The organism is Haladaptatus sp. CMAA 1909 (assembly GCF_043952005.1).
Classification (GTDB): Archaea; Halobacteriota; Halobacteria; order Halobacteriales; family Haladaptataceae; genus Haladaptatus.
Window position 1 is genome coordinate 469,926 of record NZ_JBIOAV010000003.1, and the last position, 17,779, is coordinate 487,704.

The 17,779-nt window shown below is 44.9% G+C and carries 12 protein-coding genes and 2 pseudogenes; 8 read left to right on the forward strand and 6 right to left on the reverse strand.

Going from position 1 to position 17,779, the window contains the following annotated elements; translation table 11 throughout:
- Positions 1 to 500: 500 nt before the first annotated feature.
- Together ACGYLY_RS24085 and ACGYLY_RS24090 are read right to left on the reverse strand one after the other, a co-directional pair.
- On the reverse strand, positions 501 to 4,787 hold the full coding sequence (locus ACGYLY_RS24085) for a PVC-type heme-binding CxxCH protein (protein WP_395285297.1): 4,287 nt from the start codon (positions 4,785 to 4,787) through the stop codon (positions 501 to 503).
- 154 nt (positions 4,788 to 4,941) lie between these two features.
- Entirely contained in the window at positions 4,942 to 6,420 is a 1,479-nt protein-coding gene (locus ACGYLY_RS24090) for an FGGY family carbohydrate kinase (RefSeq protein WP_395285298.1), read from the reverse strand.
- 282 nt (positions 6,421 to 6,702) lie between these two features.
- Between ACGYLY_RS24090 and ACGYLY_RS24095 the strand changes: the two genes are divergently transcribed.
- The 6 genes from ACGYLY_RS24095 (at position 6,703) to ACGYLY_RS24120 (ending at position 12,647) form a co-directional block, all read left to right on the forward strand.
- Complete coding sequence (locus tag ACGYLY_RS24095; RefSeq protein WP_395285299.1) at positions 6,703 to 7,395, forward strand: IclR family transcriptional regulator; 693 nt, start codon at positions 6,703 to 6,705, stop codon at positions 7,393 to 7,395.
- 338 nt (positions 7,396 to 7,733) lie between these two features.
- Positions 7,734 to 8,555 carry a phosphoenolpyruvate hydrolase family protein gene (locus ACGYLY_RS24100; RefSeq protein WP_395285415.1) on the forward strand — a complete coding sequence of 274 codons (822 nt, stop codon included), beginning with the start codon at positions 7,734 to 7,736 and terminating at the stop codon, positions 8,553 to 8,555.
- Positions 8,556 to 8,696: 141 nt separating this feature from the next.
- Positions 8,697 to 10,028, forward strand: coding sequence for a sugar ABC transporter substrate-binding protein (locus ACGYLY_RS24105; protein WP_395285300.1), 1,332 nt, complete (start codon positions 8,697 to 8,699; stop codon positions 10,026 to 10,028).
- A 117-nt stretch (positions 10,029 to 10,145) separates the two neighbouring features.
- Positions 10,146 to 11,165 (forward strand): ABC transporter permease, encoded by a 1,020-nt coding sequence (locus ACGYLY_RS24110; RefSeq protein WP_395285301.1) that lies wholly within the window; start codon positions 10,146 to 10,148, stop codon positions 11,163 to 11,165.
- A 1-nt stretch (position 11,166) separates the two neighbouring features.
- The gene (locus ACGYLY_RS24115; protein ID WP_395285302.1) at positions 11,167 to 11,910 is read left to right on the forward strand and encodes an ATP-binding cassette domain-containing protein; all 744 of its coding nucleotides are present in this window, start codon (positions 11,167 to 11,169) and stop codon (positions 11,908 to 11,910) included.
- Complete coding sequence (locus tag ACGYLY_RS24120) at positions 11,907 to 12,647, forward strand: ATP-binding cassette domain-containing protein (RefSeq protein WP_395285303.1); 741 nt, start codon at positions 11,907 to 11,909, stop codon at positions 12,645 to 12,647. The genes ACGYLY_RS24115 and ACGYLY_RS24120 overlap by 4 nt, the downstream gene beginning before the upstream one ends.
- 42 nt (positions 12,648 to 12,689) lie before the next feature.
- On the opposite strand, the gene ACGYLY_RS24125 is transcribed toward ACGYLY_RS24120, so the two are convergent.
- The gene (locus ACGYLY_RS24125) at positions 12,690 to 13,097 is read right to left on the reverse strand and encodes a cupin domain-containing protein (protein WP_395285416.1); all 408 of its coding nucleotides are present in this window, start codon (positions 13,095 to 13,097) and stop codon (positions 12,690 to 12,692) included.
- Positions 13,098 to 13,274: 177 nt separating this feature from the next.
- Here ACGYLY_RS24125 and ACGYLY_RS24130 point away from each other — a divergent pair.
- A pseudogene (locus ACGYLY_RS24130) lies at positions 13,275 to 13,954 on the forward strand (IS6 family transposase).
- Positions 13,955 to 13,985: 31 nt separating this feature from the next.
- On the opposite strand, the gene ACGYLY_RS24135 reads toward ACGYLY_RS24130, so the two are convergent.
- The 3 genes and pseudogenes from ACGYLY_RS24135 to ACGYLY_RS24145 form a co-directional block, all read right to left on the reverse strand.
- Entirely contained in the window at positions 13,986 to 15,416 is a 1,431-nt protein-coding gene (locus ACGYLY_RS24135) for a sulfatase-like hydrolase/transferase (protein WP_395285304.1), read from the reverse strand.
- Positions 15,417 to 15,535: 119 nt separating this feature from the next.
- Positions 15,536 to 16,654, reverse strand: coding sequence for a pyruvate dehydrogenase (acetyl-transferring) E1 component subunit alpha (pdhA, locus tag ACGYLY_RS24140; protein WP_395285305.1), 1,119 nt, complete (start codon positions 16,652 to 16,654; stop codon positions 15,536 to 15,538).
- A 368-nt stretch (positions 16,655 to 17,022) separates the two neighbouring features.
- Positions 17,023 to 17,109, reverse strand: a pseudogene (locus tag ACGYLY_RS24145) (PadR family transcriptional regulator); the annotation flags it as partial.
- 402 nt (positions 17,110 to 17,511) lie between these two features.
- On the opposite strand from ACGYLY_RS24145, the gene ACGYLY_RS24150 reads away from it, so the two are divergent.
- Positions 17,512 to 17,748 carry a hypothetical protein gene (locus ACGYLY_RS24150; protein ID WP_395285306.1) on the forward strand — a complete coding sequence of 79 codons (237 nt, stop codon included), beginning with the start codon at positions 17,512 to 17,514 and terminating at the stop codon, positions 17,746 to 17,748.
- Positions 17,749 to 17,779: the final 31 nt, after the last annotated feature.

The window sequence follows — 17,779 nt, forward strand, 5'->3', positions numbered from 1 at the left end:
GTCAGACTTACTAGCAATACTGATTAAGCAGTAATACTCTATAAGATAACGTTGGAGACAGTATGCGGTCGGAAGAATTTAATAATACATCACAATAGAGCGTTGCACGGGAAGATATCAATGAGAATCAGTCCTAAGTTCAGAATTATGAAGAATCTCAGACAAGAGATTGTCGATGGGGAGAGTGTTCTCTTGAAAACGGGCCAGATTGCCGGAATGTAAGCTCGACTGACTGTCCACACAGCCAAGACATAGTCTAAAATCAACGACAGAAGACGATTTTAACCAATTTCTGTTGTGAAAGTATCCCCCAATAAACCCCCGTTCGAAACTAGTAAATTACTAATATGAGAATATAGATTATAAGGATTATTCAAGCTTGACGGGAGAAGCCAATCATTTCTAGTAATCTTTAGATAGTAGACCACCACCGGAGTGTTGATTGTTCAGTGTTAACATTATAACCACACGAAAGCTATTGCTAAAAAATTATTTAATAGTTAGATAGAGTTGAACAGCTCAATGATATCATCAAAGTCGAGCTGACCATTATCATTGAAGTCGAATGCTTCTGGATTGTTCTGTACGGCATCGTCCTCAAAGTGCTCGAAGAGATCAACGACATCCTTATAATTTACATCGCCGTCACCGTTAATATCCTCATAGTGACCATCCCCATCTGGATCAGTTGGTTTAGAATCACCAATGATCGCAGGCGGCTGTTGGTCTCCTCCATCGCTTTCAAATTCAACAGATCCTCGCATCGAGGTGGGGTGAACAGAACAGTAATATCCGGCGATTTCTTCCGTAGCGGTGAATTCGATAGTTGCAGATTCACCTTGTTCCAATACGAGTTCAGTCCCTTCAATTTCATTCTCCTCTGAATCGAGAAGATAAAAGTCATGTGGAGCACCGTCCCCGTTTGTCCATTTGACAGTGTACGTCTCTCCAGACACTAGTAAGAGCGTCGGATTTGTTTCCTCATTAATGGAGTCCGGCCCAGTACCAACCCAACCACTTGTCTTCGCATCGAATTGAATTGTAGACGTTGGATCAATTGGTCCACTGTCACCTCCATTATCATCATTGTCGTCATCGTCCTCAAGTTCTTTGTGTTGTTTGACGCGTTGATAGACGGTTTCTAATCCTTTTCCACTTCCGATTGTTTTGATCAATTTGGTATCGTCAAACCACACAGTACCGGTTGCGAATCCCCATCCACCCATTGTGAGGTTGAGTTGCACTGATTGCTGATCGCTACCAGTGGTAAATATGGTTGATAACTTGGTCCAATCATTGGTACCGTCATCCGGTGCATTGCTAACAACACCCTGGCCCATTTGATGAGGATTAATGATCGCTCCATAAGAATCACCTGATTGCAGATTTTCAGTTTTAACCCAAGCAGTGAATTCATATGTAGCGTTTGGCTCGACGGAGACCTCTTGTGACCAGCCTCCATCAATCCCTCCACTAGAAACGATTTTCACGCTATTATCTCCGGTTTTCCCTATTGTTGCATACGAGTATTCCCCATCTCCTTGATACGTGGTGGTATCCCAAGATTCTGGAGCGTCGGGATCAGAATTCCCAGTAACGTCTTCGAATGAAGAGTTTGAAACAAGATTCGTGCCGTCCGATCCCTTAAGGGAGATATCGTCGAACCATACCGTACCAGTTGCTAAGCCCCAACCGCCCAACGTTGCGTTAAGGGTCAATTGTTCGTGATCACCACTGTTGAAATCAATTTCAACCTTTGTCCAATCATTAGTTCCTTCTGTAACAGTATTACTTACAGTATTTTCGGCCATTTCAGCGATGTTGATGAAAGCACCTTTAGTCGAAGAATCTTTGAGCTGTAGATTTTCAGTCTTGAGCCACGCAGTGTAAGTATATTCTGTATCGGGGTCGACAGAGACTGTGTGCTGCCAAGAACCATCAACACCCTCAGAAGATGATATCTGGGCACTGTATGTCCCAGTACGTGATGTTTCCGTAGCCGAAAAACTAGCCGACCCGGACCACTTTTTAGTCGTCCACTCTGCGGGCATTACGCTAGCAGTAGAATTTTCAAATGATGGATTAGTCAGTAGGTTTGGTTTGTCGTCATCCCCAGATGTATCTTCGTTTTCCTCATACGCAGTCAGAAATCCGTTAGCGTGTTGAGCTCCAGCTGAAGTTGCAGCATCCACTAACAGCTCATCACTATAGTTCTCTTCTTTTCGTATCGTTTCATAGATAATTTCGCCGACTGCATCAGACTGCGGACATCCAGCAAGTGCAAGCAGCGCCCACATCTGTACCCTAGCATTTTCATCATTCAGAACGCCACTCTCTAATATCTGATCTCGAGTTGCTTTCGTTTCCGGTAGAACTCGAAGAGCATTCAATCGAACTCCACTCGAGGGATGAGATAATGCATCTCTTGCAGCCAATAGTGCGTTTTCATTACCATCTTCGAACAAAACACCGAGACCATGAAGGGTCCAAAGTGAGTGAATTGCTCCTGGATTGAGCCCCAATTCATCAACTGATGAATCCTCAATAAGATTGATAAGATTGGACACAATATCTGTATCCCCTCGCTCAACTAGCATACGTTGAGCAGTATCTCTCCAGAACATATTGTCATCAGTTAGTGTTTCAACCAATGTTTCGGGAGTTGCATTGCTAAGGTCTCTTTGTGGCAAATCCGTGTCGTCACCGTACGTAACACGGTACAGTCTGCAATGTGAGACATCCCTCATATTATTTATATATGCGTTTCCTCTTCCATGTTCTTGATCGCCTAGTGTATTATGGAGAATGACATAATTATACCAGTCAATAAACCAGAGCATGCCATCAGGACCGACATTCGAGTAGATGGGTGAGAACCAAGAATCTTGACTTGCAGCCAAATTATGGGGGTAGTGCGCATTATAGTTTGCACCGTCTGGCTTGAGATAGAACGTGCTGAGCAAATGCCCAGTTGGTTCGCTAACAAACCCAGCTTGATTCCAATATTTCTTTGGATATTTACGGGCAGTATAGATCTCATGTCCTGCGGCTGCTGTGAAGCCTCGGAATCGATCACCTTGCCGATAGCGATCGGTCATAGGTAAAATCCGATTTGAATCAGAGATTGCGTCTAATGTGGATGCAGAGAATCCATTCACCATTTCATAGTACCGTTGAGGGATTGAAATATAATTACTCGGCTGCCCAGTAGTAGCAGCAGACGCAAACGCGAGACCTTCCTCATTGAATCCCAACCCTGCCTGGTTACCTGGGAGGCTGGCCACGACTTCAAGAGCAGAACCATCAGGTTTGAACCGGAAGACGCAGGTGTTAAAGCTAGTTTCTTTACCTCCAATTGTTCCAGAGAAACCAGAGTAACCTACTTGACCCCAGATCCAATTATCAATTCCCCATTCAAGCTGATTAGCACTGGCATGAGTGTCGCCGGTCCCAAATCCAGAGAACAGTTCATCCCATTCGTCGGCTGTGCCATCACCATTAGTGTCTTTAAGATGAACGATACTTCCGTTATCATCGAACTCGCCGAGATTGACAGTGATAACGCCCTCTTCAGTGAGTACCATATTGAGCGGTATCGAGAGCCCATCCGCAAAGACGGTGAATTTATCAGCCTTCCCATCACCGTTTGTATCTTCACAGATGAGAATTTTATCACGTCCCTTGCCCAAGTCATTCGGATAGTCTTTTGTTATTGCAATCCAGGCACGACCCTGAGCGTCAAACTCAACGTCAAGGATATTTCCTTCAATACCATCCGGGAACATATCCTCGGTAACATAGGGCTCTAACTCAAAACCTTCAGGAGTGATCGTGCGTTTGATTGACTCCGTCGGTGAAAGTCCCTCTTGCATGAGTTCCCAGTTTGTACCTTCACCCACCTCAGACGGCACTTCATCAGCTGGCCCAAAATAGGGGATTTCATCTGGCGGCTCGATAAAGTCCAACGTATCGAGGGTTCGTGTGTCTTTCGCAATCGTATCTTCATTATCGGTTGTCCACCGGATTGCATTTTCTACTAGTCTTTTGAACCCATCTTTAGACCAAGGTTCTGGTCCGTGACCCCATGCAGTATAGAAAACACGACCATCACCTTCATTACGCACCCAAGTCCAGGGTTCAGGATCTTCATCTGGTCCGTAATCAGGGAATTCTCCGTATGCTAGGACGATATTATCCGGATTGAGGTTTTGATGCCGGTACGTTTCATCCCAGCTCTGAATTGGATCTAAATTGCTCAAAACAGGATGATTTGGTTTGACATGATTTGTAGTCATATCACCAGTATTATGTCTGAGAAATTGTCCACCAATCAAATCGATAAATCGGTCTGAACCCGTGAACGATCCAGATGCACTATGAAGCGCAACGAATCCACCACCGTCGTTCACGAAATCAATCAAGGAATCTTCCTGATCTTGGGTAAGTCCAGAATGGTTATCATACATCATCAGCGCGTCATAGCGATGAAGAGTATCTTCTTCGAGATCAGATTGGCGATCGGTGTACTCGACTTCAATTCCACGGTCAAGAAGATAAGGAACAATCTGGATTGCACGCGCAGGACCGTTATGACTTCCACCAGCTGGACCACCTAAGCAGAGGACTTTGATCCAATCGATATTTGAATCATCGGCAATCTTTTCTCCTTTAACAGGATCAATCGCATTAATGAAACCAGCTAAACCCAACCCACCAGTTGCTTGCATAACTTTTCGTCTACTTGTGACTAACTGACCTTGAGATTGCGTACTATCTTTATTTTTCATAGTGGTGCCTCCTTGGCAAGTGCACCCTTGACATTGAAAGTACTTAAACTTAATTAATAATAAACTCTAAAGATTACTATGAAATGCGCAACAGAGATAACAAGAGTCAAGATGTCTAAACAGCCATGTTATAGTATCTCTACGCGATTATCGCTTAGGACTCGCGCCGATCCCTAATCATCTTGTATAAATAGTTAATTGTCTCCCAATTTTCTTTAAACTCAGTTCTCTCATCTTCATATAAGCTATGAATAGACTCGTCTGAGGGAATCGGACCATGACTATGTAAAAGCGAATCACTTGCTTTCTTGACATTCGGATAGATAGAAGCTTCAAGAGCCGTGGGAATTAGTGCACCAGCGGAAGTCCTCGGTTTCATCTTTATAACGTCTTGTTCCCAGATTGAAGCTCTAAGAGTATTCCACCATGTGAAAGGTCCCTGTCCTTGGGATTTACCGCCCGAGATTAGATGGACAGTGTTGAGATTATCAAATTGGTTTTCGAGGAGGTCAAAATACGTATTTTCTGAAAGAGCAATTCCAGTTGCGAATCCCCGGACTAATCGCCCCCTCGTTTCCTCCGGTGATTCTTTATCTTCCGGCCAGAAATCTAGTATCGTCGAACCTACATCGGCATTGAAAAATGGGCTTCTATCTCCCTGTATGAACACACGGGGTTCATCGCCTGCATTCGTAGATTGAGCAAGCTTTAATCCAGAAGAGAGGCTAGTATCTAAAACATTCTTACAAAACCACCGCAAAATATAGCCAGTATCAAATGCAGCACTCGCAAGATATCCCTTGATAGGGTGTCGATGGAAATACAATGAGTTATGCGCATCTATTTTCTGAGATGCATATTTAATAACACTGGAAGTACCACAGATAATACTACAATCTCCGCTTTGAATTGATCCAGCAGCAAGAGCAGAAGCATTTCCATCGGTTAATCCATGATAGATCTCTGCGTCTCTAAGTCCCATTTCGCTGGCTAACTGACTTTTTGCATGACCGATCCATGAACCAGGAGCGGTAATCTCTGGAAAAATATCCACCGAGAGGTCTAATGTATCAAATACTGGCTCATACCACTGCGGACTGGTTGTGGAAATATCTGCACCAAACTTAAGAGCGTTATTCCAATCTGTCTTGATATCTCTCCATCTTTCGCCGTGTTGCATGTGCAAGCGATACAAAAGCCACGTTGTAGGGCTCAATATCCACTCGATTTTCTCAAATCGGTCCGGATTCTGCTCTCGTAGAGCAAGAATCTTCGGAATGGGACTAGAGGCAGAAAGGAGAAGTCGCCCATTGAGAAGATCATTAGCAATTCCTAGCTTTCGTAGTCGAGATGCTTGTTTAGGAGCAGTCTCAAAATACCATTGTGGTTCAAATACTGGCGTCCCATATTTGTCTACCGGTACAATCGTACCAGAAGTCCCGACTGCTGTCACGATATTTCTCCCTTTTGGAAGGAACACAGATGCATCTCTAAGAGCTCGAACCCAATCATCGATGGAATATTGATCAAATTCTGCCTTTGACCCTAACACTTTGTTCCCACTCCGATCATAGGCGGTGATACGAAATTCTTGAATTTCCATGTCAATTCCGATGAGGTGAGTTTCAGACATTATTGGCTCCTTTGTGTGGGATGGTTACAATGATCAATAGGTATTCCTTTAATATAATGATTGGGATATTATAACCGCTTTTGCATTCACCATGAGCTTATAGAGATTGTTTTTTCCTGAATGACGTTCTGCTAGATAGAACCACGAAAAGCCAGGAAAAGTAGATTGGGAGTATTAATTACAGCGATAGTAAATCATTAGCAACAATTTGATCAGAATAACGCTTTGAAGAGGTTCTGTCTGGCAGAACTGTTTTATATTTCCACTTTAAACGGGTATACTATGGCAGGAGAAACACCTAATGTACCGGTACAAGTGACTTTAACTACTCTCAAAATTATCGAATTTCTACACGAGAACGGTGAAAGCGGTGTTTCAGAGATCGCGGGTGAACTCGGTCCATCAAAAAGTACAATCCATAATCACCTAAAAACGCTTTATCTCAGAGATTATGTGGATAGAGAAGATGGAAACTACAGATTGGGGTTCCGATTCCTTGACTTTGCAGGAGGAATCCAAACAAGAGATCCAGAATTTTCCCATATTCATGAAAAAGTCCGAGAAATTGCAGATGAAACTGGAGAGATCAGTCAATTCATTGTAAGAGATAATTCGGCTGCAGTAATTCTATTTATAGAAAAAGGAGATCGAGCAGCGAATACAAATATAAGGGTGGGACAACGAATTCCACCATCCACGATCGTTGCTGGCGAAGTTTTTGCAGATATTGATGATTTTACGTCGGGACAAAATGGAGGTACTCCAAATTATATCGTTGATGACGAAACGTTCATCGAAGGTCTTCGTAGTATTGCTGCTCCACTCGTGGATACAGAAGATAACTTGCATGGAGTGCTAACAATCACGGGACCCTCGCATAGATTCAAAAATGAAAAGTATGAGAATAAGATTTGTGACCAACTTCTAAACGCGATCAGTGAATTGAGACTTGATGTCAGCTATACTCGGTACTAAGACCACTGGCATTACACAGCTAATACTGTAATGATGTTGCAGGGGGTCGTGAAACTAGCATAGCGATCAGTTGGAAGATAATCATCAAGAACCGGTGGGCAAACGACTTGATTGTTACTTCTTCGATGTCCGATATCTCACTTTCAAAGTTGTTCTATCTCGCAGAACGAGAAGCGATGAACTGTTAGACTTTAAATGTCGACTTGCCCATTGTCTATTGGTATTCGGTATATTACGTAAGCATGTGAGATCCAAGTCTTCAGATTCATGAAAATAAAATATTTTATACAATAACTATATTAACGATTGGTTTGTCAGTAGCAGATGGTTATATGCCAATGAAGTATACTCGTGAGGAACTACGAGAGAGATTGCAAGAGACCATCGATAACGATGAACCGATTATTGGATCTGGTGCAGGAACCGGGATCTCTGCAAAGTTTGCAGAGCGAGGAGGAACGGATCTCATAATCATCTATAATTCTGGGCGGTATCGTATGGGTGGACGTGGCTCCCATGCTGGTCTTCTTGCCTACGGAGATGCAAACGAGATCGTCGTGGACATGGCAGATGAAGTTATTCCTGTAGTGGAGGACACACCAGTCTTAGCCGGAGTTCACGGTTCAGATCCATTTCGAGATATGGATGTATTCCTCGAAGAGATCAAACGGCTTGGTTTTTCTGGAGTACAAAATTTCCCCACACACGGACTCATCGATGGACAATTTGGAAAAGAATTGGACGATCTCGGACTGGGGTATGAGCAAGAGATCGAAATGATAGAGAATGCGAGCGACAGAGGGCTGTTCACTGCCCCATACGTGTTTAATGAAGATCAGGCACGCAGAATGGCGGACGTTGGTGCTGACGTTATTGTGGCACACTTGGGATTAACACGTGGTGGAGATATTGGGGCGAAAGATGTCTCTACGCTGGATGCTGCCTCAGACAAAGTCCAGAAAATGCGTGATGCAGCAGTGGAGACGAACTCCGATGTCTTCGTGATTTCCCATGGGGGTGCGCTCGCTGAACCAGAAGATGTTGCATATTCACTTGAGAACACCGAGGGAATCCACGGCTTTTTCGGAGCGTCAAGTATGGAGCGTTTACCCACAGAGGGGGCCATCCAAGAACAAGTGGAGGAATTCAAATCACTGTGAACGCTGTATTCACATAGCCGCTACCGAGAGCAGTCCAAAGTAGAGTCGTCCATGAGATGCAATTATATTTTATAAACTCCGACATTATTGTAAGAACCAAATGTTTTATTACCAATGAAGCATGACTGGTGATTGGTATCGATGAACAATACTAACGGTAGTCGCAAATTACTAGCGAATAGACGTAAATTTCTCAAAACTGCAGGTGCAACAACAATTGTCGCACTATCAGGATGTGCAAATAATCCAGGAGAAGATGGAAGCTCTGGCGGAGTAACAAAGGGATCAAAATGGGATAATGGCAAATCGATCCATTTCATTGGTCCAACATCAGAATCGACGTGGTGGCGAGCAATGCCTGCTGGTAATCTCATTGAAGCACACAAACGAGATTGGGATTTTTCATTTAGTTTCCCAGGGTGGGACCCAGCAGCAATGAATGATGAAATCCTTACCCGTGCACAAAATCATGACGCACTAATCGTTAATCCGGCATCCTTTGGAGCACACAAACAGGCCATTGAGACGGCAAAAAGCAAATACAATACACCAGTAGCGGGTAATAAAGACGGTGTTGGAAAAGGGGTCACGCATAATATTCAATCATCAGATGGAAAAATGGGCAAGCTGATGGCAAACAAAGCACTCGACTGGCTTGAAGCAAAATACGGATCCCCAAATGGGAAAACAATTGTGCATTTTCAGGGAGATCCTGACGTTACGGGTTGGAACAAGCGAGCGAAGTCCGTGAAGTCACTGATGAAAGATAATCCAAACGTCAATTATAAGCAGATCGCAGCAGGCGGGACTATCAATAGTTGGTCTAATGCTGCACAGACTTACTTTTCGGGAAACCACGCTGATGCAGTACTTGCAGATAGTGACGGGGCATATTCACAGGTGATTTTGAACGCTTTAGCGGCAAATAATATGCTATACCATGCAGAGCATGAAAAGCATATTTTCGTGGCTGGTATTGATGGATACCCTAGCTCTGCGATGTTCGTGCGTAAAGGGTTACAAGATATAACTGTGCCTCAGACCCCGTTCTGTATCACTCAAAATATTAGCAAGCTATTCTATGACCATATTTTGAATGACCCATCGATCCAAAAATCTGGTAAAGAAATCCCGGAAGTACCAATTGGCACAACAACAAAGACCCCAGAAGATCCGGTTGATCTCTATTGGGGAGAATCAAAGGGTAAAATTAAAATTGAGAAATCAGACTATGGTGTCCCAGTCGGAATCTCACCACCGGAGCCATATGCACTTTCCCGAGATAACTGCAATAAGCACAATCACTGGGCAAACGTCTGGCCAGCTTGGAAAGGTCGAACTGAATTGATGGATGTTGAGTTCAACACTCAAGACAAGAAACCAGGTTACGTAGATAAGCTCGTTGATGAATTCAATAAGAAACTCAAAAACGGGGATTATGGTGAAAAACTCGATTACCTGAGTAAAATATAATTAGTCATTGGACCTCATCCAACATACTTGGGGTTTCAAAATGAATAGAAACATCTTTAATATTAGAATTATTATACAATACGTAGGTTTATAACCCTTGAATATGATACACGTACTATGAAACGGAGTAATAGTGAGGCAGGAATTGTCGAATATGTGAGAAAAAGTAATAACGCCATTATTCAAAACGCACTGCAGGATTACTTCCCGTGGTTACTGACAATAGGGCTATATATTGTTGCTGGATTTTTCCTTCCACAATTATTTGAATACAACACCATACAAACAGTCCTGTTACAGTCTACAGCGGTTACAATCCTTGCGATTGGGATGGCATTTGCACTCATCGTCGCGGAAATCGACCTCTCAATCGTTAGCGTGCTATTATTTGCACCGCTAGTCGGGATACTGGTGATACAAGACTATGGACTCCCAGGATTCGTTGCATTCCCCGTTACAATCATCACTGCACTAATAATTGGGTACATCAATGGAATTGTCATTACAAAAATTGGAGTTCCATCTCTCATCCAAACTTTGGCGTCATGGTGGGCACTCCAAGGAGCAGTCCTTTCTCTTACTCAGGGACGTACTCTCGCAAACCTTCCAGAGTTTTACCAAACGATCGGGGTAGGATCTACAGGACCAGTTCGCAACCTGGTCATCCTTACTGTAATCGTAGTAGCAATAATGTGGTTTTATAGTGTGAATACGGTGAGCGGACGACGTCTCTTCTTAGTCGGCGGTGACCCTGATTCAGCTAGTCGAATGGGAATAGAAGCATCAAAATATCGGAGAAATGCATTTCTTATTAGCTCTCTTTTGGCGTCAATCGGTGGAATCGCACTGATTGGGCGGGTGGGCGTGATATCCTCTGGTACAGGAGCTGACATACTAATGCCAGCAATCGCGGCACCCGTGATCGCCGGTGTTTCCCTATTTGGAGGGACTGGTAAAATTATCAACGTACCAGCCGGGGCATTGCTTGTCCAACTCATCTTGACAATAACCCGGGTCGCAGGTGTGAGTGGATACGAATTCCAATTGGTACAAGGCCTATTGGTATTCGTCGCAGTTGTTTTCATGGAATTGAAAAGACAAGAGAGTTTGAAAAACATACTTCCGGGTGGTGCATAAAATGGCAGCAGATATGCCCAATCTCAGAGTAGAAAACCTCTCCAAAAGCTATCAAGAAGTTGTAGCACTTGAAGATGTTTCATTCGAAGTCGAACAAAATTCGATTCTCGGATTGGTAGGCGATAACGGTGCTGGTAAATCAACCCTACTAAAAATCCTGAACGGATACGTACAACCAGATAGCGGGACACTAATCTTGGGAGAGGATCGCTACTCACCAAAAAATCCTCAAGTTGCTCGAGATAGAGGAGTTGCAATGACTTATGAGGAATTTGCACTAGTTGATGGAGCTGCAGTTTGGGAAAATTTTTTCATGGGGAGAGAGATGACCAAAAAATATGGGATAATTAAGACAGTCGATAGGAAAAATATGGAGTCAAACGTCAAAAAAACGCTGACAGAATATGGGTTTGACTTCGACCCAAACAAGGAATCATTCGAATTATCAGGTGGCCAGCGTCGTATTCTCGTAGTAAGCCGTGCTATTGAATCGGATCCAGACCTTCTATTACTTGATGAACCCTTCAGAGGGTTATCGGAACGCGCAATAAACCAACTTTGGAAGATCTTACATGAGTATTCAAAAACCGGATCGATAATTATCACCAGCCAATGGTATAGCACAATAGAAGAGAGAGTCGATGACATAATGATACTTAGACAAGGAAATATGGTCGGGAAATTCGATAATGAATCAATCGGTCGAAAAAAATGTGACCGCCTAATGATGGAAGGTAACATATGAACCAAGATGAAGATGCCCTGACTGTCGATGGTATTTCAAAAAGCTATGGTGCAGTAGATGCACTTACAAGTGTCTCATTTGGACTAAACCAGAACTCAATTTTAGGCCTAGTAGGAGATAATGGTGCTGGTAAGTCGACGCTGTTAAAGATCCTAAATGGATACCTCCAACCAGATAGCGGGAAAATATACATAAACGGAGAAGAGATGTCATTTAGAAATCCCCAGGAAGCGTATGAAGCAGGTATAAACATGACATATCAATACATGGCATTAGTTGATTCGACAACTGTATGGGAAAATTTCTTTATGGGACGTGAATTGACTACTAGATATGGGCCTTTAAAAACTCTAAATAAAAAGCGAATGGTAGAAGAAGTAAACGACCAGCTTACGAAATATGGTGTCGATTCATTAGATCCTAACGATAAAGTCGAAGATCTCACTGGAGGTCAGAAACAGATTTTATCGATTAGTCGGTCGATAGCTTCAGAACCGGAAGTGCTGATGCTCGATGAACCACTCACAGAACTGTCAAGAGGTGATCGGGATCTAGTGGTGGATTTTGTTCGCAACCTTCGAAAGAATTCAGATACTTCTATTATTCTTGTATCTCATGACCTGGATATTGTCAGAGAGTTAGTTGACGAGATAATGATATTGAATCAGGGCAAAATAACCCTTTCTGACCGTCCATCAAACTTATCTACAGATACTATCGTTGATTGTATGATGTAAGATACTATCTGTCTCAATAATAGAGTACTTATTGCTGGCTCGCTACTCTGGCAACTCTCCGGGAGGAAGAATTGTGTTGTCAGGCATATCTTGTAATTCTGATTCTGGACCAGGAGGTCCATACATAGCAAGAAATCGGAGTGGTTCCCATGACGTATTTTCTGTGCTATGTTCTATACCTTCAGGAATATAAACAACATCTCCTGCGGATACAGTCTTTTCCTTGTCATCGATCACTTGTAGTCCTTCCCCGCTAAGAAAATAAAGGACTTCTTCACTGTCTTGATGTGTATGACGTTCGTGGGCCTTTCCTGGTTCAAGTTGTACTTGACCAACGCTGAATGATTCTGCACCAGTGATGTCAGGAGTGCTCATCCATTTACTTTGACCCCATTCAAACACAACGGTTTCAAGCGAATCTTGGTCGATAAACTCCTTTACCATGGTAATAGGTAGACAGTGACTCACTTAAAATTTTTTATTTTGAATAGTACAAACAGCTTAGTGTCGATAATGACTAGTGATCCGAGTGGAATTCCGCTTTAATAGAAAATTGATTTAGATAGCAATAAAATGTGGACCGGCACTGTCTAGATAAGGACGAGCAGGTCGAAGAGCTAGGTGTTCATGCTACTCTCAAACTTGCTCAGAGAGAGTTTAGACACGGCTACGCTTGAATGTTGGGAGCGTGAGCTGACGGAAACGCCCTGACGGGCGTTCGCCGTCCGGCTCCACGCGACTGGATGTTCACTTAGAGAAACAAAAACGATTCTTGCCCTCCTCGGCGTGAAACGGTCGCATCAAGCAATCTTTCAATGGGTTCTTCGGCTCGCTAACAGCGTTTCCGACCCGCCGTCGGCGACGCCGACGCGGGTCGCGGTGGACGAAACCGCTGTCAAAATTAATGGCGAATGGTTTTGGGTAGACTCTGCAATAGACACCGAAACAAAACTGCTACTCGATGTCACAGTGTTTGATCAGCATGGTACCGATCAAGCAGCTGTGTTTCTGTCTGGACTAGCCGAGAAACACGATCTCTCGGACGCTGTGTTTCTCGTTGATGGCTACGGCTATCGGACTGCCCTCTTTCGAATTGGACTGAGCAGTCGGCTCAACTACACGGAGCGAAACCTGATCGAAAAGTGGTTTCACACGCTCAAACAGCGCATCGACCGCTTCTATACATCGTGGGTGGGCAGTCGGCCGAGCTCCAGCAGTGGCTTGAACAGTTTGTGCATTACTATAATCATCAGAGACCGCATCAATCGCTCAACAACCGAACACCTGTTGAGGAGGAGCTAAACTAGACAGTGCCCGCTGTTCAATTTATAAAGACGGTTACAAATATCCAAGTTCTTGGAGTCGTTGTTTGCTCGCTGCGTTTAGCAGAATCTCTTCACTCTCATCGTTTTTCGCCATCACTTTTGCCTCTTCGATCGGAATCTCGAAAAATTCGGAGTCGATATTGGGAATCCCTTCTCTTGACTCACTCTTCGATTGCCATGATGGGCAATCGGGCTGTATTTCGTATTCTGAACAGTTACCGAGTGAGTCCCACACAGTTTTCGTCGTTCCGTCGTACACACAGCGAATCATGCGATCCCAATACTCATAATCGGATGGCGGCTCAGGTCCTGCACTCATGCCCACCAATTCTGCTGGCAATCGGTCTCGAAACACATCGGGAGTGTCTCCGTGAGCCAATCCGATGACGAGTCTCCCAAGATCGAAATGGGACACAAAATCATTTTCTTCGGTGCTGTATCCCTCCGGTGGGTTGATGAGCAATAGTGGGACGTGAATCAAGCTCTCCGAAAGACTACTTTTGTGATTCGAGAGATATTCGTCAGCTTCGCTTCCGTGGTTTTCACCGTGGTCAGCGGTGATGATGATAGTCGTCTGCCGGTCTGCTGAATCGAGAATATAGTGAACGAACTTCGCGAGAATGCGATCAAGGTAGTCGATGCTCGCGGCATACACCTTCTTTCGGTTTTTCCAATACTCGTCGTGTCCGTCGGACTCGCCAACCAAATCCCAGAAATCGAAGTTCTTCGACGTCCATGAGAAAGGAACGTCTGCGAGGTCGGCATCGTATTGCACGCATCGCTGAAGCGGGGTGTGTGCCTCCATCAGATTGCAAAAGCCGAAATAGGGCGAATCAACTTTGTTTACGTGTTGTTTCACGGTGCGGAGTACTCCTGCCGCACCGTCATCGACCAGTTTCGGTATTGGTCCGTCCTCCATAAGGTCATTGAGATATCCGTACGCGGTGTTCTTGAAGCTCAAGAACGAATGGTCGTCCGCTAACGCTGCTCGCAGGTATCCGAGGTACTTGTCCGAACCCTCCGTTTCCCGACTTACCTCGTTTAGACTCGTCGCCTCGGGATATCGGTGTCTCGGATCGACAACGTCGAACGAATCGAACCAGGTATCGAAGCCGTACATAGGGGCCGCCCACGTGTTCGAACTCACTCCAAACGTAGTGTAGCCATCGAGATCAGCGAGAAACGTGTCTTCTTGCTCAATGGTGTTAAACCGCCTGTTATGAGTGTGAACACTGTGTACCGATGGTAATTGTCCGGTAAACATGCTCGCGTGACTTGGAACCGTCCACGAACTCGCAGCACGACATTGCGTAAAGGAGACATCAGCCATTCGGTGGAGATGATTCGCATGTTTAGCAAAGACATCCGCACGAACTGTATCGAGACAAACGACGAGTATATTCCGTTGTTTCGAGTCGTTTAGATCTCTTTTCCTGGAAGGCATCGACTCTGTAAATACGGAACTATATGAAATAATTATTGGCCACTATTTTAAAATATTGAAATTAGGTAAAGATCATCACCGTATCAGTGTAGTACTCTTCCAGACCTTCCTACTGAGTCCTATTCATCTTGTAGCAGCGCGTTATCACCGTACGTCTGACGAAGTGAGCCTAAATACTCGCGTTGATCTAGCAGTCTATCGGTCGGTTCAGCGAATGTGTAGTCAAACATCTCATCTGGATTGGCATCGTGTTCTTCCACGGGGTCGATCAGATTCGCAAGGGAATCGTCGATTTCGGAATCGATACGGCTGATCTCGTCGTTATCGAGGCGATCTGTGTTGCAAAGAAATGATTCAAAGCGACTCAGTGGATCACGCTGGCGCCAGGACTCTACGTCTGCTGGGTCACGATACACAGAGGGGTCATCGGCAGTTGTGTGTGCGCCAAATCGGTATTGAACTGCTTCGATCAGAGTCGGACGCAGGGACCCGTCAGTCGGTTGTTTTGCCTTCTTGCGAGCAGCGTCCGTTACGGCATACATCGCAAGCGGATCCATCCCATCGACCTGTACACCTTCGAACCCATAAGCATGCGCTTTCTGTGCAAAGGTTGCACTGGCCGTCTGACGCTCGGTGGGGACAGAAATGGCCCATTGATTGTTGTTGCAAATGAACACCGCCGGAACGTCAAACACACCTGCGAAATTGAGTGCCTCGTGGAAATCTCCTTCCGACGTCGCACCGTCTCCGAAGTGAGCAATCGTTACGTTGTCATCGTTTTGTAATTTCGCCGCCCACGCCATCCCGACCACATGCGGGAGGTGATCACCGATGGTGATATTGAGTGGCAGAATGTTCTTTTCCGCGAGTGCGGCATTCCCGTGTTCATCACCTGCCCAGTAGAGTAAGTACTCCCATGGGAATCCTCGTGCCACAACAGCCCCATGTTCACGGTATTGGTATGAGATGAGATCCTCATCGGCCAACGCATACGTTGAGCCGATTTGTGCACCCTCTTGGCCAGCCAATGATGAGTAGGTTCCAAGACGACCCTGTCGCTGTAAACTGATGATACGCTCATCGAACCGCCGACAGAACTGCATATCGCGGTACATTGCGATGAACGTCTCATCATCGAGGTCGGGTACTAGCTCTGGTGTGACAACGTTGCCGTCAGCGTCCAATACTTGGATTCGATCACTTGGATCGCGTGAAAGTAGTTCGGTTGTGCGTGTCATTTACTATCGGATACATTGCTTGACCGGTCATAAGAAACATAGGGTCGAGAGCAATGGAGTTGACCAGGTAGCTCCGACTACAATCGAAGTAGTCAGTCTTCACGCAGTCTTCGATAGATTTCTAGTCGATAGTCGCGGAGACAACTACCGTACTCAGGAGTGTCGTACGAAGCCAGTTTGGATTGTGTCAATCCGGGAATAGTCAGTTCTTCGTCTGTCAGCACCTAACTATCGTATTCTGTCAAATAATTGTATAGAAACAGACAGTGGATCGGCTCGATTATACGGACACGAACGGCTTAGTCCTCTCAAATCGCCTTAGTGTTCAATCTGCGTTAGTGCCTGGTCGGATTGTTTCTTCGTCGGTGTTAGTCGGACCGAAGCGCGTTTTCATATTTGACCATCTTCTCGGGTTTGTCAGAGATTGTTTCGTAGATGTGTTGCAGAGTCTTTTCAACGAGTCCAGCGGCTCGGGCAGACTTTGTGATCTGGAGAGCAAGACCATCGCCGGACCGTTTGATTGGGTTGGGCATTAGTGGTTAGTATAATATGCTAACCACAAAGTGTTCGCCTTGTCGGTCCTGTTCTCGGTGCAGTAGTGGTGATGAGAATGATAGAATCGAGGTTGCAGTAGGTACATTCAGTTGTACTTCCACCGTGGTTGGCTGAAGACTTTATCCATCGGGTACCAAACATCGAGTGTAGTTAGCATAACCCAGCAGAGGATGTGGATTCTCGTACTCATCCCGACCCACACACCCACATCGGCTGCCCATTCCCTTATTCCACTTTCTAGTCACACGGATAGTCCCCTGACCAAGAGTTTACCAACAAGGTGGGTGAATTTGAGAGTACGTATGGTTCCAAATGGGAAATCGCCACTGACTCCACTCGCCCAAGACGCGCTTGATGCGCTCACGAGAAGACTACCTGATGAGAACGAACTCACCTACGAGTATGCCTATACGATTTTGAACGAAGAAGAGGATCTAGATCAACCTGCTGCCGAGGATATCATCGAACGACTCTACATGAACGGACATCTCTATGAAGTTGAAGGGAAGCTCCGGCTCACTGATTACGGGTCTGAATAGCGACGTCAGTCTCGGGAGAAGAAAGCGTCGT

Excerpts from the sequence above, each read along its gene's own strand:
- ACGYLY_RS24150 (WP_395285306.1), top strand. The coding sequence starts at position 17,512 with ATGGTTCCAAATGGGAAATCGCCACTGACTCCACTCGCCCAAGACGCG.
- ACGYLY_RS24135 (WP_395285304.1), bottom strand. The coding sequence starts at position 15,416 with ATGCCTTCCAGGAAAAGAGATCTAAACGACTCGAAACAACGGAATATA.
- ACGYLY_RS24105 (WP_395285300.1), top strand. The coding sequence starts at position 8,697 with ATGAACAATACTAACGGTAGTCGCAAATTACTAGCGAATAGACGTAAA.
- ACGYLY_RS24110 (WP_395285301.1), top strand. The coding sequence starts at position 10,146 with ATGAAACGGAGTAATAGTGAGGCAGGAATTGTCGAATATGTGAGAAAA.
- ACGYLY_RS24120 (WP_395285303.1), top strand. The coding sequence starts at position 11,907 with ATGAACCAAGATGAAGATGCCCTGACTGTCGATGGTATTTCAAAAAGC.
- ACGYLY_RS24095 (WP_395285299.1), top strand. The coding sequence starts at position 6,703 with ATGGCAGGAGAAACACCTAATGTACCGGTACAAGTGACTTTAACTACT.
- ACGYLY_RS24085 (WP_395285297.1), bottom strand. The coding sequence starts at position 4,787 with ATGAAAAATAAAGATAGTACGCAATCTCAAGGTCAGTTAGTCACAAGT.
- ACGYLY_RS24100 (WP_395285415.1), top strand. The coding sequence starts at position 7,734 with ATGAAGTATACTCGTGAGGAACTACGAGAGAGATTGCAAGAGACCATC.
- ACGYLY_RS24115 (WP_395285302.1), top strand. The coding sequence starts at position 11,167 with ATGGCAGCAGATATGCCCAATCTCAGAGTAGAAAACCTCTCCAAAAGC.
- pdhA (WP_395285305.1), bottom strand. The coding sequence starts at position 16,654 with ATGACACGCACAACCGAACTACTTTCACGCGATCCAAGTGATCGAATC.
- ACGYLY_RS24090 (WP_395285298.1), bottom strand. The coding sequence starts at position 6,420 with ATGTCTGAAACTCACCTCATCGGAATTGACATGGAAATTCAAGAATTT.